The following is a 24,527-nucleotide window of genomic DNA, read 5'->3' as shown; positions in this document are numbered from 1 at the left end:
TGTTTCGGACATGGCGCTCGCCCAGCCCGACCCGGCCGCGGCGGTCAGGGAACCGGCGGCCGGGCGGCCCGCGGCACGGCGCGGTGCGCTCGCCGTCACCGCGTGCATGGAGACCCTCCAGGTCGGCTATCTGCACGCCGTGGCCGCCGCGGCGGGCTGTTCACTGGCCCAGCCCTTTCCCGACTACGGCATCGACTGGCACGTCAGCCACAGCGCCCCCGGGCACACCGCGGACGACGAGGTGACCATCAAGGTGCAGCTCAAGTGCACCTATCAACTGGCCGCCCGCACGGCCCCCTTCGGGCCGCCCGCCGCAACGTTTCCCTTCACTCTGGACAACGACCACCTGGTCAAGCTGGCCCGCACCCCGGTGTCCGTACACAAGATCCTGGTGGTCATGGTCGCCCCCCGGTGCCAGGACGACTGGCTGCGCGCCGGCCATGAGCGGCTGGAGCTGCGTCACTGCTGTTACTGGGCCAACCTGGCGGGCCACCCGGTCACCGGCCGGCGCAGAACCACCGTGCGGATCCCCACCTCGCACGTCTTCGACGACCACGCCCTCTGCGAGATCATGAACCGGGTGGGGGCGGGAGGGAGACCCTGATGGCATGCCGCGCCCCCGGGCCGGCCGGGCCCGCCGATCCCGTCGTACTGGGCGCCCTGCTGGCCCGGCACGGCTGGCGGCGGCGTGGGTCCGCCGCCGGTCACTACAGCCGCTGGACGCCCCCCGAGGGGCCGGGGACCAGTCTGCTGGTGCCGGACAGCGGCGCATTCCCGGACAGCGCCGACCTGATCGCCGAGGCGGTGACGGCGCTGGAGCGCAGTCCCGCCCCCTCGGCGCGCCAGGTGCTGATCGCCCTGCGGGTGCCCAGTGACGAACTGCGCTGGTACCGGGAGGTGCCCGAGCCCGCCGCGCCCGCCGCCGCGTGGAGTGCGCAGGAACGATTGCGCGCCGGGGCGCGCGCCATGCTGCTGGCCGGGGCGCTGGCCGCCGGGCGGCGGGCCCGCTACCACGGCGCCCGGGGCCGCCGGCAGGCCGAGGCGGTGCTGGGCGGGGCCCTGCTGGGGCCGGTGCGCTCCGGCCGGGAGCTGACCGTGTTCCTGCCGGTGGGCACCGGGCACGATGGCCGGCCGGCCGTAGCCGCGCTGCTGCGGGCGCTGTACGCGGCCCGGGACGCCACCGACTACCAGCGGGCGACCGGGCGGGCCGAGGCCTTCGAGGCGGCGGTGCGGGCGGGGGTGTGCCAGGAGCTCACCGAGGCCATCGTGGCGCTGGCCGGCGGTTCCCAGGGGGTGCGGATCCAGGCCGAGTGGGCGCCGGCCGCCGGGCCGCCGGAAGGTTTCGCCGCCCGTCCGGAGCCGGTGGAGTTCTCCCCGGGCGACCTTCCGGTGCTGCGCGAGGCCGGTGCCCGCTATCTGCGGCAGGAGCCGTCGCTTCCGGTGCGAATCACCGGGACCGTGGTGCGGATGTGGCGCGAGGCCCCGGGCGGGCCCGGTGTGGTGCGGCTGCGGGTGCTGGACGGGGCCGAGGTGGCGGAGGTCCGGGCGGAGCTGGGGGAGGACGACTACCGGACCGCCGGCCAGGCCCATCTGGTGGGGCTGCCGGTGGTGGTCAGCGGGCGGCTGGAGAGCCGGGGCGGATTCCGGCGGCTGACCGGCGGGAGCGTGGTGCCGGCGGCGGTGGATGCCTCGGAGCGCGACCGGCTGCTGAAGTCGCTGCAGGCCAGTCTGGACGCGCTGGGGGAGAAGGAAGGGGACGGCTGAGGCGTTTAGCGGTCGGGCGGCGGGGCTCGGTACGATTCAGGCGCGCAGCGTCCGCTGTCGCGTCCCCTGAGTCAGGAGAGTCCGGTGTCAGACGTCCGTGTGATCATCCAACGCGATTCCGAGCGGGAAGAGCGCGTGGTGACCACGGGCACCACGGCGGCCGAGCTGTTCGCCAGTCAGCGCACCGTTGTCGCCGCCCGGGTCGGCGGGGAGCTGAAGGACCTCGCCTACGAGCCGGCCGACGGTGACGAGATCGAGCCGGTGGAGATCTCCTCCGAGGACGGCCTGAACATCCTGCGCCACTCCACCGCGCATGTCATGGCCCAGGCCGTGCAGGAGCTGTTCCCCGAGGCCAAGCTGGGCATCGGCCCGCCGGTCAAGGACGGCTTCTACTACGACTTCGATGTGGAGAAGCCCTTCCACCCCGATGACCTCAAGCTCATCGAGAAGAAGATGCAGGAGATCATCAAGCGGGGACAGAAGTTCTCCCGCCGGGTGGTCACCGACGAGGCGGCCCGCGAGGAGCTGGCGGACGAGCCGTACAAGCTGGAGCTGATCGGCCTCAAGGGCTCCGCCTCCCACGACGACGGCGCGGATGTGGAGGTCGGCGCCGGCGAGCTGACCATCTACGACAACCTGGACCCCAAGACCGGGGACCTGTGCTGGAAGGACCTCTGCCGGGGTCCGCACCTGCCCAGCACCCGGATGATCCCGGCGTTCAAGCTGATGCGGAACGCGGCCGCGTACTGGCGGGGCAGCGAGAAGAACCCGATGCTGCAGCGCATCTACGGCACCGCCTGGCCGACCAAGGACGAGCTCAAGGCGCACCTGGAGTTCCTCGCCGAGGCCGAGAAGCGCGACCACCGCAAGCTCGGTGCCGAGCTGGACCTGTTCTCCATCCCGGAGCAGATCGGCTCCGGCCTGGCGGTCTTCCACCCCAAGGGCGGCATCGTGCGCCGGGTGATGGAGGACTACTCGCGCAAGCGGCACGAGGAAGAGGGCTACGAGTTCGTCTACACCCCGCACGCCACCAAGGGGAAGCTCTTCGAGACCTCGGGGCACCTGGACTGGTACGCGGACGGTATGTACCCGCCCATGCAGCTCGACGAGGGCGTGGACTACTACCTCAAGCCCATGAACTGCCCCATGCACAACCTGATCTTCGATGCGCGGGGCCGCTCCTACCGTGAACTCCCGCTGCGCTTCTTCGAGTTCGGCACGGTGTACCGGTACGAGAAGTCGGGTGTGGTGCACGGCCTGACCCGGGCGCGCGGCTTCACCCAGGACGACGCGCACATCTACTGCACCCGCGAGCAGATGGCGGAGGAGCTCGACAAGACCCTCACCTTTGTGCTGGACCTGCTGCGTGACTACGGCCTCAACGACTTCTACCTGGAGCTGTCCACCAAGGACGAGCAGAAGTTCGTGGGCACCGACGAGGCGTGGGAGGAGGCCACCGAGACGCTGCGCAAGGTGGCCGAGAAGCAGGGTCTGGAACTGGTCGCCGACCCCGGTGGCGCGGCCTTCTACGGCCCGAAGATCTCGGTGCAGGCGAAGGACGCCATCGGCCGTACCTGGCAGATGTCCACCATCCAGCTGGACTTCAACCTGCCGGAGCGCTTCGATCTGCAGTACACCGCGGCGGATGCCTCGCGGCAGCGGCCGGTGATGATCCACCGTGCCCTCTTCGGCTCGATCGAACGTTTCTTCGCGGTGCTGCTGGAGCACTACGCGGGCGCGTTCCCGGCCTGGCTGGCCCCGGTGCAGGCGGTGGGCATCCCGATCGGCGACGCCCATGTCCCGTATCTGCAGGAGTTCGCGGCCGAGGCCCGCAAGAAGGGCCTCCGGGTGGAGGTGGACGCCTCCTCGGACCGGATGCAGAAGAAGATCCGCAACGCCCAGAAGTCCAAGGTGCCGTTCATGATCATCGTCGGTGACGAGGACATGAACGCGGGCACGGTCTCCTTCCGCTACCGGGACGGTTCCCAGGAGAACGGCGTCCCCCGGGAAGAGGCGCTGGCCAAGCTGGTCGATGTGGTGGAGCGCCGCGTCCAGGTGTGAGGCGCGTCCCGCCCCGGCGGGAGGAGGGGCGGCTCCAGGGCCGCCCCTCTTGGCGTCGAGGGCCAGGGAATATGCTGCACGGCATGACGAGTGAGCCGGAGCAGCAGATCGGAGTCGGGATCCCGGACGCCTTCCAGCGACTGTGGACTCCCCATCGGATGGCGTACATCCAGGGAGAGAACAAGCCGACCGGCCCGGGGGCCGGGGACGGCTGCCCGTTCTGCTCGATTCCGGAGAAGTCGGATGAGGACGGCCTGATCATCGCCCGGGGCGAGCGGGTCTACGCCGTGCTGAACCTCTATCCGTACAACGGCGGCCATCTGATGGTGGTCCCCTTCCGGCATATCGCCGACTACACCGACCTCGATGAGGCGGAGACCGCCGAGCTGGCCGACTTCACCAAGCGGTCCATGCGCGCGCTGCGGTCCGCCTCCGGCGCCCATGGCTTCAATGTGGGCATGAACCAGGGGGCGGTGGCCGGGGCCGGCATCGCCGCTCACCTGCACCAGCATGTGGTGCCGCGATGGGGCGGGGACACCAACTTCCTGCCGGTGATCGGTCACACCAAGGTGCTGCCCCAACTCCTGGCGGACACCCGGAAGATGCTGGCGGACGCCTGGCCCGCCGCGTAAGACGTCAGGGGACACGAATCACCCGACTAACCGGAAAATCGACACAAATCCGGCGGTAAAGGCTCTAATGGTGCAGTGACCTTCCTGCACCGCCGTGCCGTGCTGCGCGCAGCCGCGAGCGGTGCCCTTGCCTCAGTGGCCGGGGCACCGCTCGCGGGCTGTGACGAGGAGGGTGCGGCCAGGGCGGGGGAACCGGCCAGGGCCCGGGCGTCCGCCTCGCCCGTACCGCAGCGGCCGGTGCCGCCCCGGCTGCCCGCGCTGCCCGCCGACCTCCCGGCGCAGATCGAGCACGGCTCCCGGCAGGGCAAGGCGGTGGCGCTCACCTTTCACGGCCGCGGTGACGCCAAATCGGCCAACGGTCTGCTGGCCGAGGCCGAACGGGCCGGGGCCCGGATCACCGTGCTGGCCGTGGGCGACTGGCTGGACGAACAGCCGCAGCTGGCCCGCCGGGTGCTGGACGGCGGGCATGAACTGGGCAACCACACCATGCGCCACCTCGACATCTGCTCGATGAGCGCCCAGGCCGCCTATGCCGAGATCACCCAGTGCGCGGACCGGCTGCGCAAGCTCACCGGCGGCATCGGCCGCTGGTTCCGTCCCTCCCGGGCGCGGCGGGCCACCCCGCTGGTGCAGCGGCTGGCGCGCAAGGCCGGTTATCCGCACGTTCTGTCCTATGACGTGGACTCCCTCGACTTCACCGACCCGGGCGCGGCGGTGGTCCGGCGTACCGTGCTGGACGCGGTACGGCCCGGGTCGGTCGTCAGCCTGCACTTCGGGCACGCCGGCACGGTCGCCGCGCTGCCCGCGATCCTCGACGGCCTGCACCGCCGCGGTCTGCGAGCGGTGACGACTACGGAGCTGCTGACCCGATGATCCAGTTCTCGCGTGTTGGTTCCCGTACCCGACTGTGCGGCGTTCGCCGGGCCGCCTTGTGGGCCGCCGCCGGAGCGCTGCTGGCCGTGGCCGGCTGCGGGGGGTCGGACGGCGGTTCCGGAGCGACCGGCCGGGAGCCGCAGCAGCGCGCCAGCCAGGGCGCGGCGCGCGGCATGCCACAGGGGCTGCCCGGGATGCCGCCGCTGCTGGACCCCAATGACGTCTATGCCGCCGACCGCCCCAACGCCCTTTCGCCGGTGGTGAAGAACTTCCCGTCCCGGGTGTATGTGCCCAACACCGAGTCGGACACGGTCAGTGTGATCGACCCCAAGACCTACAAGGTCATCGAGACCATTCCGGTGGGCAACCAGCCGCAGCACGTGGTGCCGTCCTGGGATCTGAAGACGCTATGGGTCAACAACGACCGGGGGCACACCCTCACCCCGATCGACCCGGCCACCGGTAAGGCGGGCAAGCCGGTGGACGTCCATGACCCCTACAACCTCTACTTCACCCCGGACGGCAAGTACGCGGTGGTGATGGCCTCGATGGACCGGGAGCTGGTGTTCCGGGACGCGCACACCATGGCCCGGAAGAAGACGGTTCCGGTGAGCTGCCTGGGCGTCAACCACGCCGACTTCTCGCCGGACGGGCGGTACTTCATCGTCTCCTGTGAGTTCTCCGGCGAACTGCTCAAGGTGGACACCGCGAAGATGCAGGTCATCGGGCAGCAGAAGCTGCCCTTCGACGGGGCGATGCCACAGGATGTGAAGATCGCCTCGGACGGGAAGACCTGGTACATCGCCGACATGATGGCGGACGGGATCTGGGTGCTGGACGGCGACCGGTTCAACGAGCCCTGGCTGATGCCCACCGGCAAGGGAGCACACGGTCTCTATGTGAGCCGGGACTCGAAGTCGATGTACATCTCCAACCGGGGCGAGGGCTCCATCTCGGTGCTCGACCTGGCCACCCGGAAGCTGGTGCACAAGTGGCAGCTGCCGGACGGCGGCAGCCCGGACATGGGCGGGGTGTCGGCGGACGGCAAGGTGCTGTGGCTCTCGGGGCGTTACAACAGCGAGGTGTACGCCATCGACACCACCGACGGGCATCAGATCGCCCGGATCCCGGTGGGCGCCGGGCCGCACGGTCTGGCCGTCTATCCGCAGCCGGGACGCTACTCGCTGGGCCACACCGGGATCTTCCGGTGAGGCCCGGCGAGGGCGGGCGGACGGCTCAGGCGTTGTAGACGTCGGCCTGGCGCGGGGTGGGGTCCTGGACGGCGCCGCTGAGGAAGGTGGCCCGGTTGCCGAACCGCTCGGTGTTCACGCCGTGTTCGGCCAGCACCCGCAGCGCCGCCTCGTGCACCACGCGCAGCACGGGGGTGGCGGCGCGCAGCGCGTCATCGGCCATGAAGCGGTGCCGCCAGGGCTTGTCGGCCCAGGCGTGCCGCAGGCCGAAGGGCTCGGGGAGGACCAGTTTGCCGCCCCAGTACTCCAGCAGCGGGGGGTACCAGGTCAGCGGGGCCCGGGCGGCCAGCCGGACCACCTCGCGGGCCTCGACCACCGGAAGGGTGCGTTCCCAGGTCTCCCAGAACTTGATGCCCTTGCGGAAGGACTTGGTGCGGTTCTTGGGCTTGCCGTTGAAGACGGGGTGGATGGGGCCGAGGGCATGGCCGGTGACCTCGATGCGCAGGGTCTTGTGCAGCACGGTGACATTGATCAGCAGGGTGATCACCAACTGGCCGTCCCAGAGCACGAACTGCACGCCCAGGTAGTGCCGGTCGCCGCTGCCGAAGTGCTGTTCGTTGCAGATCTTCTGCAGTTCGGCGCCCCGTATCTGGAAGGTGCCCTCGTCCCCGGCGCTGCGGGAGACTGAGTCGGCGCCCTCGCCGATGGGGGAGACCACCCAGTGCTCCACAAAGGGCGCGGTGAGGCCGCCGGTGTTGACCGGGGTGCGCTCCAGCAGGCGCAGCTGGTCATGGACCGCGCGCATGATGTCCCAGCTGCGGAAGGGGTTGATGTCCTTGCCGGGTTCGGCGGGGACGAGCTCCTCCGCCAGCTGCCAGCTGCCCCAGCGGGTGCCCATGCCGAGTATGCCCTTGGGCCCGGCGTAGAAGACCACATTGCTCTTCTGCTCGGCGGACAGCCGCTCCAGGCTCTGGCGCAGCTGTTCGGCGGCGCTCTCGCCGGGGGCCTGGGGCACCGCCTCGGGGATCTTGGCGCCCACGCCGCCGCCGGAGAGCAGGCCGCTCCAGCGTTCGCGCAGGTCCTGGGCGGTACGTTCGCAAACGAGCTTGGCCCAGTACCAGCCGATGACCGGGGCGACCAGCATGGCGCGCAGATAGACGCCCCAGAAGCCGGTGAACGGCAGCTTGATCATAAAGATCACGCCGAGCACGGCCAGCAGGCCGAGCAGGGCGGTGCCCAGGGCGCCGGCCCGTTTGTTCTGGGCGCCGGCGATGGTGCGGCGCAGCTGGAAGGCGCCCAGCCACAGCAGTACGCCGGGCAGGAAGAGCAGCCCGAAGACCACCATGATCAGGGTGAGCCGGACGTCGCGCAGTTTGCGGATGCGGGTGGCGGCCAGGCAGTGCTCGACGATCACCTGGGGCTCGGTGCCGAAGGACTGGATGAGCGGTTTGCGTCCCTCGCCCAGCATCCGGGTCTGGACGGCGCGGGAGAAGGCCTCGCCCAGGTTGGGTTCGAAGAGCGATATGCGCGGCTTCTTGATGGCGGAGGCGGTCCACTCGGAGTTGGCCTTGAGCAGCTCGTCCATGGGGCCGTCGCGGTAGGCGGCCGAGGCCAGCGCCTGGGTCGCGGCGGTCTGTCCGGCACCGCCCGCGATCGGGATCTGTGCCCCCGGACTGAAGTCGAAGCCGTCTGCCACTGCTGCCCCCAATGCCGCGCGCCCGTCGCGGCGTCCAGGTTAGTGGTGCGGGCCGCCGCCTGTCGTCGAAAGATCCGAATGCCGCCCGCCCGGGGGGCGTTGGGCGGGCGGCTTATGAACTATGCGCCGTTTTCGGCCTGTTCGCGGATCCGGTCGGCGAGCTGGGGCGGCATTGGCTCGTGCCGGGCGTAGGAGCGGCTGAACCGGCCGGTGCCATGGGACAGCGAGCGCAGGTCCACCGTGTACCGTCCGATCTCGATCTCCGGGACCTCGGCCCGCACCAGGGTGCGCCCGCCGGCGGCCTGCTCGGTGCCCACCACCCGGCCGCGCCGCCCGGACAAGTCGCTCATCACCGGGCCCACATACTCGTCGGCCACCAGCACCCGCAGGTCGGCCACCGGTTCCAGCAGGTGGATACGGGCCTCGGCGGCGGCCTCGCGCAGGGCCAGGGCGCCGGCGGTCTGGAAGGCCGCGTCCGAGGAGTCCACCGAGTGCGCCTTGCCGTCGAGCAGGGTGACCCGGATGTCCACCAGCGGGTAGCCGGCGGCTACGCCCTTGGCGGCCTGGGCGCGTACGCCCTTCTCCACCGAGGGGATGAACTGCCGTGGTACCGCCCCGCCGACGACCTTGTCCACGAACTCGATGCCCGATCCGCCCGGCAGCGGCTCGACTTCGATCTCGCAGATGGCGAACTGGCCGTGTCCGCCGGACTGTTTGACGTGCCGTCCGCGCCCGGCGGCCTTGGAGCCGAAGGTCTCGCGCAGCGCCACCCGGTGCGGCACGGTGTCCACCTGGACGCCGTAGCGGCTGCGCAGCCGCTCCAGGGCGGCGTCGCGGTGGGCCTCGCCCAGGCACCACAGCACCACCTGGTGGGTGTCCTGGTTGTGCTCCAGCCGCATGGTGGGGTCCTCGGCCACCAGCCGGGCCAGGCCCTGGGAGAGCTTGTCCTCGTCCGCCTTGCTGTGCGCCTGGATGGCCACCGGCAACAGCGGGTCGGGCATCAGCCAGGGCTCCATGCGCAGCGGGTCGCCGCAGGCGGAGAGGGTGTCCCCGGTCTCGGCCCGGCCGAGCTTGGCGACGCAGGCGATGTCCCCGGCGATGGCCTGGGCCAGCTGGCGCTGCTGCTTGCCGAAGGGGGAGGACAGGGCGCCGATCCGCTCGTCCGCCTCATGGTCCTCATGGCCGCGGTCGGCCAGGCCGTGGCCGGAGACATGCACGGTCTCGTCGGGGCGCAGGGTGCCCGAGAAGACGCGTACCAGCGAGATCCGGCCCACATAGGGGTCCGAGGCGGTCTTGATCACCTCGGCGGCCAGCGGGCCGGCCGGGTCGCAGCTCAGCGGGGGGCGCGGGCTGCCGTCCAGCCCGGTGACGGCGGGCACCTCGCGCTCGGCCGGGGTGGGGAAGCCGCCGGTGACCAGCTCCAGCAGCTCCACGGTGCCCAGGCCCTGGCGGGCGCCCTCGGGGGCGGGGGCGGCGGCCAGTACCGGGTGGAAGGTGCCCCGGGCCACGGCCCGTTCCAGGTCCTCGATAAGGGTCTTGACGTCGATCTCCTCGCCGCCGAGGTAGCGGTCCATCAGGGTCTCGTCCTCGCTCTCGGCGATGATCCCCTCGATCAGCCGGTTGCGGGCCTCCTCGATCACCGGCAGCTGGTCGGGGGCGGGCGAGGTCTCCCGGCGTTCGCCGGAGGAGTAGTCGAAGACCCGCTGGGAGAGCAGCCCGGTCAGCCCGGCCACCGGGCGGTGGCCGTCGGGGCCCTCCGGGCCGTACAGCGGCAGGTACAGGGGGAGGACGCTCTCGGCGGAGTCACCACCGAAGGCGGCGCGGCAGGTCTCCGTGAGGTCTGCGAAGTCCGCCCGGGCCGTCTCCAGATGGGTCACCACGATGGCGCGGGGCATGCCGACCGCCGCACACTCCTCCCAGAGCATCCGGGTGGCGCCGGTGACGCCCTCGGTGCCCTCGGCGGCCGAGATCACGAACAGGGCCGCGTCCGCCGCGCGCAGCCCGGCCCGCAGCTCGCCGACGAAGTCGGCGTAGCCGGGGGTGTCCAGCAGATTGATCTTGATGCCGTCCCACTCCACCGGGACCACGGAGAGCTGGACCGAGCGCTGCTGGCGGTGCTCCAGCTCGTCGTAGTCGGAGACCGAACCGCCGTCCTCCACGCGGCCCGCCCGGGTGAGTGCGCCGGTGGCCAGTGCCAGCGCCTCCACCAGGGTGGTCTTGCCGGATCCGGTGTGGCCGACCAGCACCACATTGCGTATGTCGCCGGGCCGGTCGGCCGCCACTGCTCTGCCGGCGGCCCCTGGGTGGACAGTCGTCTTCTCGCCCATGTGCCTCGCCTTCCGGTTGACACCTGCGGTTCTCCGAGCTTTCCACCGTGGTCACGCTGCGTCCATACGTCGCACACGCAGGCGCAACTGTCCGCCCCCGGCGTGAACCGCCGAGGGGGCCGGCCGGGCGGTTGCGCCGACCGGGTGGCGGTGCGGGCGGTGACATGGGCCGCGGACCCCGGGCGTGATGTGCGCGCGGCGGGCCGCGGCGGCCTGGCTACGATGGGCCAGCCGGTGGCTCTTCGGCCACCCGGCCCGCACACGACCCTCCGGGAAGGCCATGCTGAACAAGTACGCGCGTGCGTTCTTCACGCGTGTTCTCACGCCGTTCGCCGCCCTGCTCATCCGACTCGGCGTCAGCCCCGACACGGTGACCCTCATCGGCACCGGGGGCGTGGTGGCGGGTGCGCTGGTCTTCTATCCCCAGGGCGAGTTCTTCTGGGGCACGGTCACCATCACGCTGTTTGTCTTCTCGGACCTGGTGGACGGCAATATGGCCCGCCAGCTGGGCCGCTCCAGCCGGTGGGGGGCCTTCCTGGACTCCACCCTGGACCGGGTGGCGGACTCGGCGATCTTCGGCGGGCTGGCCCTTTGGTACGCCGGGCGCGGCAACGACCTGGCGCTGTGCGCCGTGTCGATCTTCTGTCTGGCCAGCGGCCAGGTGGTGTCGTACACCAAGGCGCGCGGCGAGAGCATCGGGCTGCCGGTGAAGGTCAATGGCCTGGTGGAGCGCGCCGAGCGACTGGTGATCTCGCTGGTGGCCTGCGGACTCTCCGGGCTGCACAAGTTCGGGGTGCCGGGCATCCAGATCCTGCTGCCGGTCGCGCTGTGGGTGGTGGCCGTGGGCAGCCTGATCACCCTGATCCAGCGGGTGGTGACGGTGCGCCGGGAGGCGGCCGAGGCGGACGCGGCGCTGGCGGCCGGCCGGGGAGACACCGCGTGAGGGAGGGCCTGACCGACGCGCTGTACGGGCTGGGCTGGGGGACGGTCAAAAAGCTCCCCGAACCGGTGGCCGACCGGCTGGGCCGGACCGTGGCCGATGCCGCCTGGCGGCGGCGGGGCAAGGGGGTGCTGCGGCTGGAGGCCAATCTGGCCCGGGTGGTCCCCGATCCCACCCCCGCCCGGCTGGCCGAGCTGTCCCGGGCCGGGATGCGCTCGTATATGCGCTACTGGATGGAGTCCTTCCGGCTGCCGGCCTGGAGCCGGGACCGCATCCGCGGCGGCTTCGACCCCGAGAGCCTGCACCATCTGACCGACGGGCTGGACGGCGGCCGGGGCGTGGTGCTGGCGCTGCCCCATATGGCCAACTACGACCTGGCCGGGGCCTGGGTCACCACGGCGCTGGGGGTGCCCTTCACCACGGTGGCCGAGCGGCTGAAGCCGGAGAGCCTCTACGACCGGTTTGTGGCCTACCGGGAGGGGCTGGGCATGGAGGTGCTGCCCCATGCGGGCGGCAGCGCCTTCGGCACGCTCTCCCGGCGGCTGCGGGCCGGCGGGCTGGTCTGCCTGGTGGCCGACCGGGACCTGTCGGCCTCCGGGGTGGAGGTGGACTTCTTCGGCGAACGGGCCAAGATGCCTGCCGGGCCCGCGCGGCTGGCGGTGCAGACCGGTGCGCTGCTGCTGCCGGTGACCCTCTGGTACGACCGGTCGCCGGTGATGCGGGGGCGGGTGCACCCGCCCATTGAGGTGCCGGACGACGGCACCCGTGCCGAGCAGGCGGCCGCCATGACCCAGCGACTGGCCGACGCCTTCGCCTCGGGCATTGCCGAGCACCCCACGGACTGGCATATGCTGCAGCGCCTATGGCTGGCCGACCTGGCGCCGCGCCCGGCCGATGGCCGCCCGCCCCGCCCCGACACCCAGAGCCCGGGAACGGAGAAGCCTTGAGGATCGGGATCGTCTGCCCGTACTCGTGGGACGTCCCGGGGGGCGTCCAGTTCCACATCAGGGACCTGGCCGAGCACCTGATCCGGCAGGGGCACCAGGTCTCGGTGCTGGCCCCGGCGGACGACGAGACGCCGCTGCCGCCCTTTGTGGTCTCCGCGGGACGGGCCGTTCCGGTGCCCTACAACGGCTCGGTGGCCCGGCTGAACTTCGGCTTCCTCTCCGCGGCGCGGGTGCGGCGGTGGCTGCACGAGGGGGACTTCGAGGTCATCCATATCCATGAGCCGACCTCGCCGTCGCTGGGACTGCTGACCTGCTGGGCGGCGCAGGGGCCGATCGTGGCGACCTTCCACACCTCCAATCCGCGGTCCAGGGCGATGATCGCGGCCTATCCGATCCTCCAGCCGGCGCTGGAGAAGATCAGCGCCCGGATCGCGGTGAGCGAGTATGCCCGCCGGACGCTGGTGGAGCATCTGGGCGGTGACGCGGTGGTCATCCCCAATGGGGTGGATGTCGACTTCTTCGCCCGCGCCGAGCCGAGGCCCGAGTGGATGGGGCGGGACGGGGGCGGTGCGGGGCCGGCTGGTGAGAGCTCCTCCGGTACGGGCCCGGTTGGTGACGGTGGGGGTCCGGCCGGGCGGCGGGAGGGGACCATCGGCTTCATCGGGCGGATCGACGAGCCCCGCAAGGGCCTGCCGGTGCTGATGCGGGCACTGCCGAAGATCCTCGCCGAGTACCCCGGCACGCGGTTGCTGGTGGCCGGGCGCGGTGACGAGAAGGAGGCGGTGGCCCAGTTGCCTGCCCCCATGCGGGACCGGGTCGAGTTCCTCGGCATGATCAGCGACGAGGACAAAGCGCGGCTGCTGCGCAGCGTGGACGTCTATGTGGCGCCCAACACCGGTGGGGAGTCCTTCGGCATCATCCTGGTCGAGGCGATGTCGGCCGGTGCGCCGGTGCTGGCGAGTGATCTGGACGCGTTCGCCCAGGTGCTGGACCAGGGGGCGGCGGGTGAGCTGTTCGCCAACGAGGACGCGGACGCGCTGGCCGAGGCGGCGATACGGCTGCTTGGCGATCCGGCCAGGCGGGCCGAGCTCAGTGAGCGGGGCTCGCGGCATGTGCGGCGCTTTGACTGGTCCACGGTCGGGGCGGACATTCTCGCGGTCTATGAGACGGTGGCGGCGGGGGCGGCTTCGGTGGCCGCTGATGAACGCATCGGGCTGCTGGCTCGGTTGGGGCTGGGCCGGGATTAGCTTGCGGCCGGCGCCTCTTGAGGTCTGGCGTCGTCGGGTGCGGGGGGCGTTCGGTGGACTTTCCCGTGCGGGCTGGCTGTGGGCCGCGCAGTTCCCCGCGCCCCTTGCGGGGCGCCCCGGTGGTCGGCCGCGACTGGGGGCGGGTGCGGCTCCGCGCTTGGAGCGGAGCCGCGTCGGTGTAGCCGCGCGCCACTGACGGGGCGCCCGTTCCTTACGGGGCTTCCGGTGTGGGTATCGGGCGGGTGCCGAAGAGGGACATGCCGTGGCGGTCGCGGAAGCGGTGGGCGAGGCGGACGGTGAGGAGGACGACCAGGGCGATCAGGGCTATGGACTGCAGGCGGCCGATCAGCGGGACCGCGTCCACCGGGAGGGTCAGGGCCTCGGCCGTGCTCAGGGCGGCGTCCAGGAGCTGGCCGCCGGCCCACAGCAGGGTCAGGCCGCGCAGGGCGTTCCTGAACTCCGGTGAGGTCAGCCACTGGCGCTCGGCCGCTTCGCATGCCTCGGGGGTGCGTAGTTGGCGGCCGAACTGGTAGGCGAAGGGCCGGGCGGTGAACAGGGTGCCCGCCATCCACAGCGCCAGTGCCGCCGGGAGGGCCGCGTCCTTCAGCAGCAGCACCCGGGGGTCCCCGCTGATCGCCGAGGTGCCCGCCGACACCACCAGCAGCACCAGGACCAAGAGGTCGAAGAGCTCGGTCCGGCGCCGGAGAAGGGCGCCGGCCAGGGCGTGCAGGGCCGGCGGGGCACTGCTGATCAGCAGCGCCTGCCACTGCGGGGCACCCTGCCCGCGGAGCACGTAGTACACCGCGAGCGGCAGCGCGAGGTTGACGGTCAGGGAGGTGAGGAGGGAGCGTCGGGCCTTCATGGTGTGCGTCCCCTTGCCGGGAGTGCTGCGTTCTGCGTCCTGCCCCACTGACGCTAGGTGCCGGGCGGGTGCAGAGGGATCGGAGCCCGGGTAGATTCCGGAGCGGGCCCGCTCCACCCCCTCGTCCACCTCCGGGTGGAGAGGCACCCGGTGCCCGGCCCGGTACTGTGGCCCGCCGTGACTGGTTCTCTATGGGGTCTGATCTGGGCCACGGCCGCGCTCATCCTGATCGGCGTCTATCTGAGCTGGACCGCGGGCCGGCTGGACCGGCTGCACAGCCGCATCGACGCGGCGCGGGCCGCGCTGGACGCCCAGCTGCTGCGCCGCGCCTCGGTGGCCCAGGAGCTGGCCACCGCCGGAGTGCTGGACCCGGCCGCGTCGATGGTCCTCTACCAGGCCGCCCACGCCGCCCGGCAGGCCGAGGAGGAACAGCGGGAGGTCGCCGAGAGCGAGCTGAGCCAGGCGTTGCGCGCGGTCTTCGCCGAGCCCCCGCAGGTGGAGGCGGTGCGCCAGGCGCCCGGCGGCGAGGAGTCGCTGGGGGAGCTCAACCAGGCGGTGCGCCGGGTGCCGATGGCCCGGCGGTTCCACAATGACGCGGTGCGCGCGGCCCGGGCGGTGCGCACCCACCGGGTGGTCCGCTGGTTCCGGCTGGCCGGGCACGCGCCGTTCCCGCTGGCCTTCGAGATGGACGACGAGCCGCCCGCGGCGCTGGCCGATCCGGCAAGCCACTGACCTCTGATTGGCCCTTTTTCGCGGGGCCGGGCCCTGGGTTTGATGACGCTGCGGCGCCTATGGGCCGCCGCTGCAGCGTCACCGCCCTTGATTAGTGAGGTCATACGTGTCCACTCCCACCACCCAGGCCCCCGAGACCGGCACCGCACGCGTCAAGCGCGGCATGGCCGAGCAGCTCAAGGGCGGCGTGATCATGGACGTCGTCACCCCCGAGCAGGCCAAGATCGCCGAGGACGCCGGCGCCGTCGCGGTGATGGCCCTGGAGCGGGTTCCCGCCGATATCCGCAAGGACGGTGGCGTGGCCCGGATGTCCGACCCGGACATGATCGAAGGCATCATCAACGCGGTGTCCATCCCGGTGATGGCCAAGTCCCGTATCGGCCACTTCGTCGAGGCCCAGGTGCTGCAGTCGCTGGGCGTGGACTACATCGACGAGTCCGAGGTCCTCACCCCGGCCGACGAGGTCAATCACAGCGACAAGTGGGCCTTCACCACCCCCTTCGTCTGCGGCGCCACCAACCTGGGCGAGGCCCTGCGCCGCATCGCCGAGGGCGCGGCCATGATCCGTTCCAAGGGTGAGGCCGGCACCGGCAATGTGGTCGAGGCCGTCCGCCACCTGCGCCAGATCAAGAACGAGATCGCCCGCCTGCGCGGCTACGACAACCACGAGCTCTACGCCGCCGCCAAGGAGCTGCGCGCCCCGTACGAGCTGGTCAAGGAGGTCGCCGAGCTGGGCAAGCTGCCGGTGGTGCTGTTCTCCGCCGGTGGTGTGGCCACCCCGGCCGACGCCGCGCTGATGCGCCAGCTCGGTGCCGAGGGCGTCTTTGTGGGCTCGGGCATCTTCAAGTCCGGCGACCCGGCCAAGCGGGCCGCCGCCATCGTGAAGGCCACCACCTTCTACGACGACCCGAAGATCATCGCCGATGCCTCCCGCAACCTGGGCGAGGCCATGGTCGGCATCAACTGCGACACCCTGCCCGAGGCGGAGCGCTACGCCAACCGCGGCTGGTAACGCAGGAGTTCACCGGTGGGCGGCTCGCGCGGTGCGGGCCGCCCACCGCTGGTACATCGGAAAGGCAGTGCTTTCAGTGTCCACTCCCACCATCGGCGTCCTGGCCCTGCAGGGCGACGTCCGCGAGCACCTGGTCGCCCTCGCCGCGGCCGACGCCCTGGCCCGCCCGGTCCGCCGCCCCGAGGAGCTGGCCGAGATCGACGGACTGGTGATCCCGGGCGGCGAGTCCACCACCATGTCCAAGCTGGCGGTGATCTTCGGCCTGCTGGAGCCGCTGCGCGAGCGGATCCGGGCCGGGATGCCGGTCTACGGCACCTGCGCGGGCATGATCATGCTCGCCGACAAGCTGCTGGACGGACGGGAGGACCAGGAGACCCTGGGCGGCATCGACATGATCGTCCGCCGCAACGCCTTCGGCCGGCAGAACGAGTCCTTCGAGGCGGCCATCGAGATGGCCGGGATCGAGGGCGCCCCGGTGGAGGGCGTCTTCATCCGTGCGCCCTGGGTGGAGTCCACCGGCGCCGATACCGAGGTGCTGGCCACCTATGACGGTCACACGGTGGCCGTCCGGCAGGGCAATGTACTGGCCACCTCTTTCCATCCGGAGCTCACCGGGGACCACCGGGTGCACGCCCTGTTCGTGGCGATGGTCCGGGAACGGGCAGCAGCCGGATCCCGGTAGGATCACAGGCGTTCGTAAGGAAACTTGGTTACGCGAAGGAGACAGGCGGATGTCCGGCCACTCTAAATGGGCTACGACGAAGCACAAGAAGGCCGTGATCGACGCCAAGCGCGGCAAGCTCTTCGCGAAGCTCATCAAGAACATCGAGGTCGCGGCCCGGATGGGCGGCGCCGACCCGGAGGGCAACCCGACCCTCTACGACGCCATCCAGAAGGCCAAGAAGCAGTCGGTTCCCAACAAGAACATCGACTCCGCCGTCAAGCGGGGCGCGGGCCTGGAGGCCGGCGGCGCCGACTACGAGACGATCATGTACGAGGGTTACGGCCCCAACGGTGTCGCGGTGCTCATCGAGTGCCTCACCGACAACCGCAACCGCGCCGCCTCCGACGTCCGGGTCGCCATGACCCGTAACGGCGGCTCGATGGCCGACCCGGGTTCGGTTTCCTACCTGTTCAACCGCAAGGGCGTGGTGATCCTCCCCAAGGGCGAGCTCACCGAGGACGACGTGCTGGGCGCGGTCCTGGACGCCGGTGCCGAGGAGGTCAACGACCTCGGCGAGAACTTCGAGGTCATCAGCGAGGCCACCGACCTGGTCGCGGTCCGTACCGCCCTGCAGGAGGCCGGGATCGACTACGACTCGGCCGAGGCCAACTTCGTCCCCACCATGCAGGTCGAGCTGGACGAGGAGGGCGCCAAGAAGATCTTCAAGCTGATCGACGCCCTGGAGGACAGCGACGACGTGCAGAACGTCTTCGCCAACTTCGACGTCTCCGACGACGTCATGGCGAAGGTCGACGCCTGATCCAAGCGCAGCGCACGGGCCGGCGGGAGCATCTCCCGTCGGCCCGTCGCGTTGTCGGTGCGCGGCGTTGTCAGTGGCGGCCGATAGCCTGCCGGAACAGTTGACCGAAGGGAGGGGCGCGATGCGGGTGCTGGGGGTGGACCCCGGGCTGACGCGCTGTGGCGTCGGGGTGGTCGAGGGCGTCGCCGGGCGGCCGCTGCGGATGCTGGGCGTGGGCGTCATACGGACCCCTGCCGAGGCCGACACCGCAGAGCGGCTGCTGCTGGTGGAGCAGGGCCTGGAGCGCTGGCTGACGGAGTACCGGCCCGAGTATGTCGCCGTGGAACGGGTCTTCAGCCAGCACAATGTCCGCACCGTGATGGGCACCGCCCAGGCCAGCGCGGTGGCCATGCTCTGCGCCGCGCGGCGCGGGCTGCCGGTGGCCCTGCACACCCCCAGCGAGGTCAAGGCCGCCGTCACCGGCTCCGGCCGGGCCGACAAGGCCCAGGTCGGCTCGATGGTCACCCGCCTGCTGCGGCTGGACGCCCCGCCGAAGCCGGCCGACGCCGCCGACGCCCTGGCCCTGGCCATCTGCCATATCTGGCGGGCCCCGGCCACCAACCGCCTCCAGCAGGCGGTGGCCGCCCACCGCCGCACCACCGCCGAAGCACCACTGATGAAGGGCACCCGATGATCGCCTTCGTTTCCGGCCCCGTCGCCGCCCTCGGCCCGGACACCGCCGTGGTGGAGGTGGGCGGCGTCGGCATGGCCGTGCAGTGCACCCCCGACACCCTCTCCCGGCTGCGCATCGGCGAACCGGCCCGCCTGGCCACCTCCCTGGTCGTCCGGGAGGACTCCCTGACCCTCTACGGCTTCGCCGACGACGACGAGCGTCAGACCTTCGAGCTGCTGCAGACCGCCAGCGGAGTCGGCCCCCGCCTGGCCCAGGCCATGCTGGCCGTGCACTCCCCGGACGCCCTGCGCCGGGCCTTCGCCACCGCCGACGAGAAGGCGCTCACCGCCGTCCCCGGCATCGGCAAGAAGGGCGCCCAGAAGCTGCTGCTGGAGCTCAAGGACCGACTGGGCACCCCGGCCGCCGCCTCCGCCGCGGTGCCCCGGCCCGCCTCGGGCGGCGCCGCCTCCTGGCGCGAGCAACTGCACGCCGCGCTGGTCGGGCTGGGCTACGCGGCCCGGGAGGCGGACCAGGCGGTGGAGGCGGTGGCACCGCAGGCCGAGGCCGCCGGTGGCACCCCGCAGGTGGGGCAGCTGCTGCGGGCCGCGCTGCAGAGCCTGAACCGGGCCCGCTGAACGCCCCGGCCCCACCCTCCGACCGGCCCGACCGCCACCGAGCATGAGGTATGAGGTTTCACCCGTGAACTGGGACGAAGGATCCACCCCCGCCACCCACCCCGGCGACCGCGTGGTCAGCGGCGCCGCCGACGGGGACGACCAGGCCGTCGAGGCCGCGCTGCGCCCCAAGGACCTGGGCGAGTTCGTCGGCCAGGAGCGGGTCCGCGAACAGCTCGACCTGGTGCTGCGCGCCGCCCGCGGCCGCGGGGCCACCGCCGACCACGTGCTGCTCTCCGGGGCGCCCGGCCTGGGCAAGACCACCCTGTCGATGATCATCGCGGCCGAGATGGGCGCCCCCATCCGCATCACCTCCGGCCCCGCCATCCAGCACGCCGGTGACCTGGCCGCCATCCTCTCCTCGCTCACCGAGGGCGAGGTCCTCTTCCTCGACGAGATCCACCGGATGTCCCGGCCCGCCGAGGAGATGCTCTATATGGCCATGGAGGACTTCCGGGTCGATGTGGTGGTGGGCAAGGGCCCCGGCGCCACCGCGATCCCGCTGGAACTGCCGCCCTTCACCCTGGTCGGCGCCACCACCCGGGCCGGACTGCTGCCGCCCCCGCTGCGCGACCGCTTCGGCTTCACCGGGCACATGGAGTTCTACAGCCCGGACGAACTCCAGCGGGTGATCAACCGCTCGGCCAGGCTGCTGGATGTGGACATAGCGGCCGACGGCGCCGCCGAGATCGCCGGACGCTCCCGCGGCACCCCCCGCATCGCCAACCGCCTGCTGCGCCGGGTCCGGGACTACGCCCAGGTCAAGGCCGATGGAGTGATCACCGGCCAGGTGGCCGCCCAGGCCCTGGAGGTCTATGAGGTGGACGGCCGCGGCCTGGACCGGCTGGACCGCGCGGTGCTCACCGCCCTGCTCAAGCTGTTCGGCGGCGGCCCGGTCGGGCTGTCCACCCTCGCCGTGGCCGTGGGCGAGGAGCGCGAGACGGTGGAGGAGGTCGCCGAGCCCTTCCTGGTACGGGAGGGGCTGCTGGCGCGTACGCCCAGGGGCCGGGTGGCTACCCCGGCGGCCTGGTCGCACCTGGGAATGGTGCCTCCCCAGCAGGTCACGGGCGGCTCCGGCCAGCGGGGACTCTTCGAGGGGTGACGGCGCGGGCGCTTCGACAGCCAGGAACCCGAGTGCCATGCTGGGCGTTGTTCCATAGGTGCGGACTCGCTTAGACTCCGCCGATGCCGTCCTCAACGGTGCGGCATACCACCCCCGTAGACCAGGCCGCGGACCCCGCGGTCGTGTGAAGGAAACCCCGTCCCGTGAATATCGTGACTCTCCTGCCGTTCATCGTGCTTATCGGGGCCATGTTCCTGATGACCCGGTCGGCCAAGAACAAGCAGCGCGAGGCTGCGAACATGCGTGACCAGATGCAGCCGGGCACCGGTGTGCGGACGATCGGCGGAATGTACGCCACCGTCAAGGAGATCAGCGAGGACTCGGTGCTCCTGGAGGTCGCTCCGGGTGTGCACGCGATCTACGCCAAGAACGCCATCGGCGCCGTCCTGCCGGATGACGAGTACAACCGCATCATCCATGGCATCGAGTCGGCCGAGTCCGACGCCCCTGTCGTGCCGGACGACCTCTCCTCGCTGACCGAGGGCGAGGCCGCCGGGCCGGCGGAGGAGAAGGCCGGGGAGAAGAAGATCGACCTCGGCAAGGAAGCGGCCGGTGACCAGGCCGAGCAGGCCGAGCCGAAGGACACCAAGCGGGACGACAAGGGCGAGGGCGACACCGGCGCCAAGTAAGCGCAGCGGCCGGCCGCGGCACGCCCACCGCTCGGCGGGCCGCGGCCGGCCGACGGTCTAGGCTCCGGCGGGGGCAGGTCCCCACAAACTTCGTGGCCGCCCGGCGAACACCTTCGGGCCCGGCGGTTGGACAGGGAGAAACGACAAGGTGGCAGCACCGAAGAAGGGCCGCAGGTCCCCGGGCGGCCAGGGCAGGCCAGGCAGAGTCCTGGCCTTCATCCTGCTCGTCATGGTGGCGCTCACCGGGGGAATGTTCGCCTATGGGCACTTCACCCCGCGACTGGGCATCGACCTGGCGGGCGGCACCAGCTTCACGCTGGAGGCGAAGAACGAGCCGGGCAAGCCCAATGCGATCACCAAGACCAATATGAACACGGCCGTCGGCATCCTGGAGCGGCGTGTCAACGGTCTCGGTGTCTCCGAGGCCGAGGTCCAGACGCAGGGCAAGAACCACATCATCGTGAACATCCCCAAGGGGACCAACGCGGAGCAGGCCCGCCAGCAGGTCGGTACCACCGCCCAGCTGATGTTCCGGCCGGTGCTCGCGGCGGCCCCGGCGGGCACGATGCCCCAGCCCCAGCCCACCCCGAGCGCCTCGGGCGGCAGCGGCAAGGACAAGAAGGGCGGCAAGAGCAGCCCCTCCGCCACCCCCAGCGCCAAGCCCTCCGGCTCGGCGACCCCCGGTGGCCAGGGACGTGCCGTCACCGACGCGCTGAAGGCCCCGCAGGCCCCCAAGCCCACGCCCACTCCTTCCGCTCCGTCCCAGGACCTGCAGAAGCGGTTCGCGGCCCTGGACTGCTCCACCAAGCAGAGCCGGTCCAACGCCGCCAAGGCCGCCGACGCCGCCAAGCCCACCGACCAGGTGGTGGCGTGTGACAAGGACGGCAAGGAGAAGCTGCTGCTCGGCCCGGTCGCGGTGGACGGCAAGGATGTGACCGGCGCCAAGGCCGTGCTGGACACCCAGCAGGCCGCGGGCTGGATGGTGACGCTGAAGTTCAACGGCAAGGGCAGCAAGACCTTCGGCAATGTCACCGGCAAGCTGGCCTCCCAGCCCGACCCGCAGAACCGCTTCGCGATCGTGCTGGACGGCGAGTCCGTCTCCGCGCCCTCGGTGCGCCAGGCCATTGACGGCGGCAGCGCCCAGATCACCGGCAACTTCGACCAGTCCAGCGCCAATGACCTGGCCAACGTTCTGGCCTACGGTTCGCTGCCGCTGTCCTTTGACATCGTCGACGAGAGCACCGTGAGCGCCGCGCTCGGCGGTGAGCAGCTGCACGCCGGTCTGCTCGCCGGAGCCATCGGCCTGGCCCTGGTGGTCGTCTACCTGGTGGCCTACTACCGCGGCCTGGCCCTGGTGGCCCTGGCCAGCCTGGCCTGCTCGGCGATCCTCACCTACACCCTGATGGTGCTGCTCGGCCCGGCCATCGGCTTTGCGCTGAACCTGCCGGCCGTCTGCGGTGCCATCGTGGCCATCGGTATCACCGCCGACTCCTTCATCGTCTACTTCGAACGCATCCGGGACGAGATCCGCGAGGGACGCACCCTGCGTCCGGCGGTGGAGCGCGGCTGGCCGCGCGCCCGGCGCACCATCCTGGTCTCGGACTTTGTGTCCTTCCTGGCCGCCGCGGTGCTGTTCGTGGTCACCGTCGGCAAGGTGCAGGGCTTCGCCTTCACGCTGGGTCTGACCACGCTGCTGGACGTGGTGGTGGTCTTCCTGTTCACCAAGCCGCTGATGACGATCCTGGCCCGGCGCAAGTTCTTCGCCAGCGGCCATCCCTGGTCCGGTCTGGACCCCAAGCGGCTCGGTGCCCGCCCCCCGCTGCGGTCCTCCCGCCGCCGTCCCTCCGCCAGCACCGACCCGAAGGAGGCGTGAGATGTCGCGACTCGGCGCGCTCGGCGCCCGGCTGTACCGAGGCGAGGTCGGCTATGACTTCGTCGGCAAGCGGAAGATCTGGTACGGCATCTCGATCCTGATCACCATCACGGCCATCGTGGGCCTGGCGGTGCGCGGCCTGAACATGGGCATCGAGTTCAAGGGTGGCGCGGTCTTCACCACGCCCAAGACCTCGGTCAGTGCCGATGCGGCCAAGCGGACCGCGGAGGATGCCTCGGGTCACACCGCCATCGTCCAGAAGCTCGGCGGCGGCAAGCTGCGGGTGCAGGTCAGCGAGCTGACCACGCAGAAGTCCCGGACCACCCAGCAGGCCCTGGCCAAGAAGCTGGATGTCTCGCCCAACAAGATCAACACCGACATCGTCGGCCCCAGCTGGGGCGATGAGATCGCCAACAAGGCCTGGACCGGCCTGGGGATCTTCATGGTCCTGGTGGTGATCTACCTCGCCATCGCCTTCGAGTGGCGGATGGCCCTGGCCGCGCTGATCGCCCTGGTCCATGACCTCACCATCACCGTGGGCGTCTACGCCCTGGTCGGCTTCGAGGTCACCCCGGGCACCGTGATCGGTCTGCTGACCATCCTCGGTTACTCGCTCTACGACACCGTGGTCGTCTTCGACGGCCTCAAGGAGAGCTCGAAGGACCTCACCAAGCAGACCCGCTGGACCTACAGCGAGATCGCCAACCGCAGCCTCAACAGCACCCTGGTGCGCTCCATCAACACCACCGTGGTGGCGCTGCTGCCGGTCGCCGGTCTGCTGTTCATCGGCGGCGGCTTCCTCGGCGCGGGCATGCTCAATGACATCTCGCTGGCGCTGTTCGTGGGTCTGACGGCCGGTGCCTACTCCTCGATCTTTATCGCCACCCCGCTGGTGGCGGAGTTCAAGGAGCGCGACCCGCAGATGAAGGCCCTGGCCAAGCGGGTGCATGCGCGCCGTGCCGCCCAGGCGGCCAAGGCGGACTCCACCGACCCCGCGGACCACGAGGCGGACGCGCCGGAGGGCGAGGGCCCCGAGGACACCCCGCCCGCCGGCGTGGTCGGACCGCGCCGCCAGCCGGCGACCCGGGGCCGTGGCGGCCGCGGCCGGACCCAGGGGAAGCGCCGATGACCACCGACCAGAAACTGCGGGACCTGCTGATCAGCCGGATCACCGACGTCCCCGACTACCCCAAGCCCGGCGTGATGTTCAAGGACATCACCCCGCTGCTGGCCGACGCCGGGGCCTTCACCGCGCTCACCGACGCCCTGGCGGCGCTGTGCGAGCGCTACCGGGCGGACAAGGTCGTCGGCCTGGAGGCCCGCGGCTTCATCCTGGCCGCCCCGGTGGCCGTCCGCGCGGGCGTCGGTTTCGTCCCCGTCCGCAAGGCGGGCAAGCTGCCCGGTGCCACCCTCTCCCAGGCGTATGAGCTGGAGTACGGCACCGCCGAGATAGAGATCCACGCGGAGGCGCTGGGCGTCGGCGAGCGGGTGCTGGTGATCGACGATGTGCTGGCCACCGGCGGCACCGCGGAAGCCTCGCTGAAGCTGATCCGCCGGGCAGGTGCCCAGGTGGCGGGCGTGGCGGTGCTGATGGAGCTTGGATTCCTCAACGGCCGCGAGCGGCTGGAGAGCGTGCTCGACGGAGCGCCGCTGGACGCGCTGATCCAGGTCTGAGAACCAGGTCCGGCCCGGTCCAATGGACCGGTGGGCGGGCCCCGGGAGCATCCCGGGGCCCGCCCTTGTCGTTCCCCGCCCGCACCGGGCGAGCGGCAGCTTCCCCCCTCGGCTCGATACCATGGCAGTCCGGAC

The 24,527-nt window shown here is 71.3% G+C and carries 23 protein-coding genes; 20 read left to right on the top strand and 3 right to left on the bottom strand.

Annotated elements, in window-relative coordinates:
- The first annotated feature begins 10 nt into the window (after positions 1–10).
- The 6 genes from CV755_RS04745 to CV755_RS04720 all read left to right on the top strand — a co-directional run bounded on the left by CV755_RS04745 (position 11) and on the right by CV755_RS04720 (position 6,541).
- On the top strand, positions 11–604 hold the full coding sequence (locus CV755_RS04745; RefSeq protein ID WP_109278870.1) for a DUF4365 domain-containing protein: 594 nt from the start codon (positions 11–13) through the stop codon (positions 602–604).
- The gene (locus CV755_RS35270) at positions 604–1,764 is read left to right on the top strand and encodes a hypothetical protein (RefSeq protein ID WP_193553350.1); all 1,161 of its coding nucleotides are present in this window, start codon (positions 604–606) and stop codon (positions 1,762–1,764) included. The genes CV755_RS04745 and CV755_RS35270 overlap by 1 nt, the downstream gene beginning before the upstream one ends.
- An 84-nt stretch (positions 1,765–1,848) precedes the next feature.
- Entirely contained in the window at positions 1,849–3,825 is a 1,977-nt protein-coding gene (gene thrS, locus CV755_RS04735) for a threonine--tRNA ligase (protein ID WP_109278869.1), read from the top strand.
- A gap of 71 nt (positions 3,826–3,896) precedes the next feature.
- The gene (locus tag CV755_RS04730) at positions 3,897–4,457 is read left to right on the top strand and encodes an HIT family protein (RefSeq protein ID WP_109278868.1); all 561 of its coding nucleotides are present in this window, start codon (positions 3,897–3,899) and stop codon (positions 4,455–4,457) included.
- A gap of 75 nt (positions 4,458–4,532) precedes the next feature.
- Positions 4,533–5,330, top strand: a complete 798-nt coding sequence (locus CV755_RS04725; RefSeq protein WP_241560974.1) for a polysaccharide deacetylase family protein — start codon at positions 4,533–4,535, stop codon at positions 5,328–5,330.
- Positions 5,327–6,541 (top strand): YncE family protein, encoded by a 1,215-nt coding sequence (locus CV755_RS04720; protein WP_109278867.1) that lies wholly within the window; start codon positions 5,327–5,329, stop codon positions 6,539–6,541. The genes CV755_RS04725 and CV755_RS04720 overlap by 4 nt, the downstream gene beginning before the upstream one ends.
- A gap of 25 nt (positions 6,542–6,566) precedes the next feature.
- On the opposite strand, the gene CV755_RS04715 is transcribed toward CV755_RS04720, so the two are convergent.
- On the bottom strand, positions 6,567–8,216 hold the full coding sequence (locus tag CV755_RS04715) for a hypothetical protein (RefSeq protein ID WP_109278865.1): 1,650 nt from the start codon (positions 8,214–8,216) through the stop codon (positions 6,567–6,569).
- 119 nt (positions 8,217–8,335) lie between these two features.
- Positions 8,336–10,543: an elongation factor G-like protein EF-G2 gene (locus tag CV755_RS04710; RefSeq protein WP_109278864.1), complete on the bottom strand. Its 2,208-nt coding sequence runs from the start codon at positions 10,541–10,543 to the stop codon at positions 8,336–8,338.
- Positions 10,544–10,823: 280 nt separating this feature from the next.
- Between CV755_RS04710 and pgsA the strand changes: the two genes are divergently transcribed.
- From pgsA to CV755_RS04695, 3 genes are read left to right on the top strand one after another with little or no spacing between them, the layout of a single operon-like run.
- Positions 10,824–11,486: a phosphatidylinositol phosphate synthase gene (pgsA, locus tag CV755_RS04705; RefSeq protein WP_109278863.1), complete on the top strand. Its 663-nt coding sequence runs from the start codon at positions 10,824–10,826 to the stop codon at positions 11,484–11,486.
- Positions 11,483–12,430: a phosphatidylinositol mannoside acyltransferase gene (locus CV755_RS04700; RefSeq protein WP_109278861.1), complete on the top strand. Its 948-nt coding sequence runs from the start codon at positions 11,483–11,485 to the stop codon at positions 12,428–12,430. Before pgsA ends, CV755_RS04700 begins: the two co-directional genes overlap by 4 nt.
- Positions 12,427–13,677, top strand: a complete 1,251-nt coding sequence (locus CV755_RS04695) for a glycosyltransferase family 4 protein (protein ID WP_109278860.1) — start codon at positions 12,427–12,429, stop codon at positions 13,675–13,677. The genes CV755_RS04700 and CV755_RS04695 overlap by 4 nt, the downstream gene beginning before the upstream one ends.
- Before the next feature lie 211 nt (positions 13,678–13,888).
- On the opposite strand, the gene CV755_RS04690 is transcribed toward CV755_RS04695, so the two are convergent.
- Complete coding sequence (locus CV755_RS04690; RefSeq protein ID WP_109278858.1) at positions 13,889–14,539, bottom strand: VC0807 family protein; 651 nt, start codon at positions 14,537–14,539, stop codon at positions 13,889–13,891.
- A 177-nt stretch (positions 14,540–14,716) separates the two neighbouring features.
- Between CV755_RS04690 and CV755_RS04685 the strand changes: the two genes are divergently transcribed.
- The 11 genes from CV755_RS04685 (at position 14,717) to CV755_RS04635 (ending at position 24,392) form a co-directional block, all read left to right on the top strand.
- On the top strand, positions 14,717–15,271 hold the full coding sequence (locus CV755_RS04685) for a LemA family protein (protein ID WP_193553349.1): 555 nt from the start codon (positions 14,717–14,719) through the stop codon (positions 15,269–15,271).
- A gap of 106 nt (positions 15,272–15,377) precedes the next feature.
- On the top strand, positions 15,378–16,283 hold the full coding sequence (gene pdxS / locus CV755_RS04680) for a pyridoxal 5'-phosphate synthase lyase subunit PdxS (protein WP_109278857.1): 906 nt from the start codon (positions 15,378–15,380) through the stop codon (positions 16,281–16,283).
- 76 nt (positions 16,284–16,359) lie between these two features.
- Positions 16,360–16,965 (top strand): pyridoxal 5'-phosphate synthase glutaminase subunit PdxT, encoded by a 606-nt coding sequence (gene pdxT / locus CV755_RS04675; protein WP_241560973.1) that lies wholly within the window; start codon positions 16,360–16,362, stop codon positions 16,963–16,965.
- A 49-nt stretch (positions 16,966–17,014) separates the two neighbouring features.
- Positions 17,015–17,767 carry a YebC/PmpR family DNA-binding transcriptional regulator gene (locus CV755_RS04670; protein ID WP_109278854.1) on the top strand — a complete coding sequence of 251 codons (753 nt, stop codon included), beginning with the start codon at positions 17,015–17,017 and terminating at the stop codon, positions 17,765–17,767.
- A 121-nt stretch (positions 17,768–17,888) separates the two neighbouring features.
- On the top strand, positions 17,889–18,440 hold the full coding sequence (gene ruvC, locus CV755_RS04665) for a crossover junction endodeoxyribonuclease RuvC (protein WP_109278852.1): 552 nt from the start codon (positions 17,889–17,891) through the stop codon (positions 18,438–18,440).
- On the top strand, positions 18,437–19,054 hold the full coding sequence (ruvA, locus tag CV755_RS04660) for a Holliday junction branch migration protein RuvA (protein WP_109278851.1): 618 nt from the start codon (positions 18,437–18,439) through the stop codon (positions 19,052–19,054). The genes ruvC and ruvA overlap by 4 nt, the downstream gene beginning before the upstream one ends.
- A 64-nt stretch (positions 19,055–19,118) precedes the next feature.
- Positions 19,119–20,195 carry a Holliday junction branch migration DNA helicase RuvB gene (gene ruvB, locus CV755_RS04655; RefSeq protein WP_109278850.1) on the top strand — a complete coding sequence of 359 codons (1,077 nt, stop codon included), beginning with the start codon at positions 19,119–19,121 and terminating at the stop codon, positions 20,193–20,195.
- Between the two features lie 164 nt (positions 20,196–20,359).
- Positions 20,360–20,845, top strand: coding sequence for a preprotein translocase subunit YajC (gene yajC / locus CV755_RS04650; RefSeq protein ID WP_109278849.1), 486 nt, complete (start codon positions 20,360–20,362; stop codon positions 20,843–20,845).
- A 148-nt stretch (positions 20,846–20,993) separates the two neighbouring features.
- A complete protein-coding gene (gene secD, locus CV755_RS04645; RefSeq protein ID WP_109278848.1) occupies positions 20,994–22,718 on the top strand; it encodes a protein translocase subunit SecD in 1,725 nt (574 codons plus the stop codon).
- Between the two features lies 1 nt (position 22,719).
- Positions 22,720–23,847 carry a protein translocase subunit SecF gene (secF, locus tag CV755_RS04640; protein ID WP_109278846.1) on the top strand — a complete coding sequence of 376 codons (1,128 nt, stop codon included), beginning with the start codon at positions 22,720–22,722 and terminating at the stop codon, positions 23,845–23,847.
- Positions 23,844–24,392: an adenine phosphoribosyltransferase gene (locus tag CV755_RS04635; protein ID WP_109278845.1), complete on the top strand. Its 549-nt coding sequence runs from the start codon at positions 23,844–23,846 to the stop codon at positions 24,390–24,392. The genes secF and CV755_RS04635 overlap by 4 nt, the downstream gene beginning before the upstream one ends.
- Positions 24,393–24,527: the final 135 nt, after the last annotated feature.

The sequence above is a fragment of the Streptomyces orinoci genome (genome assembly GCF_003121295.1).
Lineage (GTDB): Bacteria > Actinomycetota > Actinomycetes > Streptomycetales > Streptomycetaceae > Streptomyces > Streptomyces orinoci.
The sequence above is the reverse complement of the archived record's forward strand: the minus strand, read 5'-3'. Positions and strand labels throughout refer to the sequence as shown.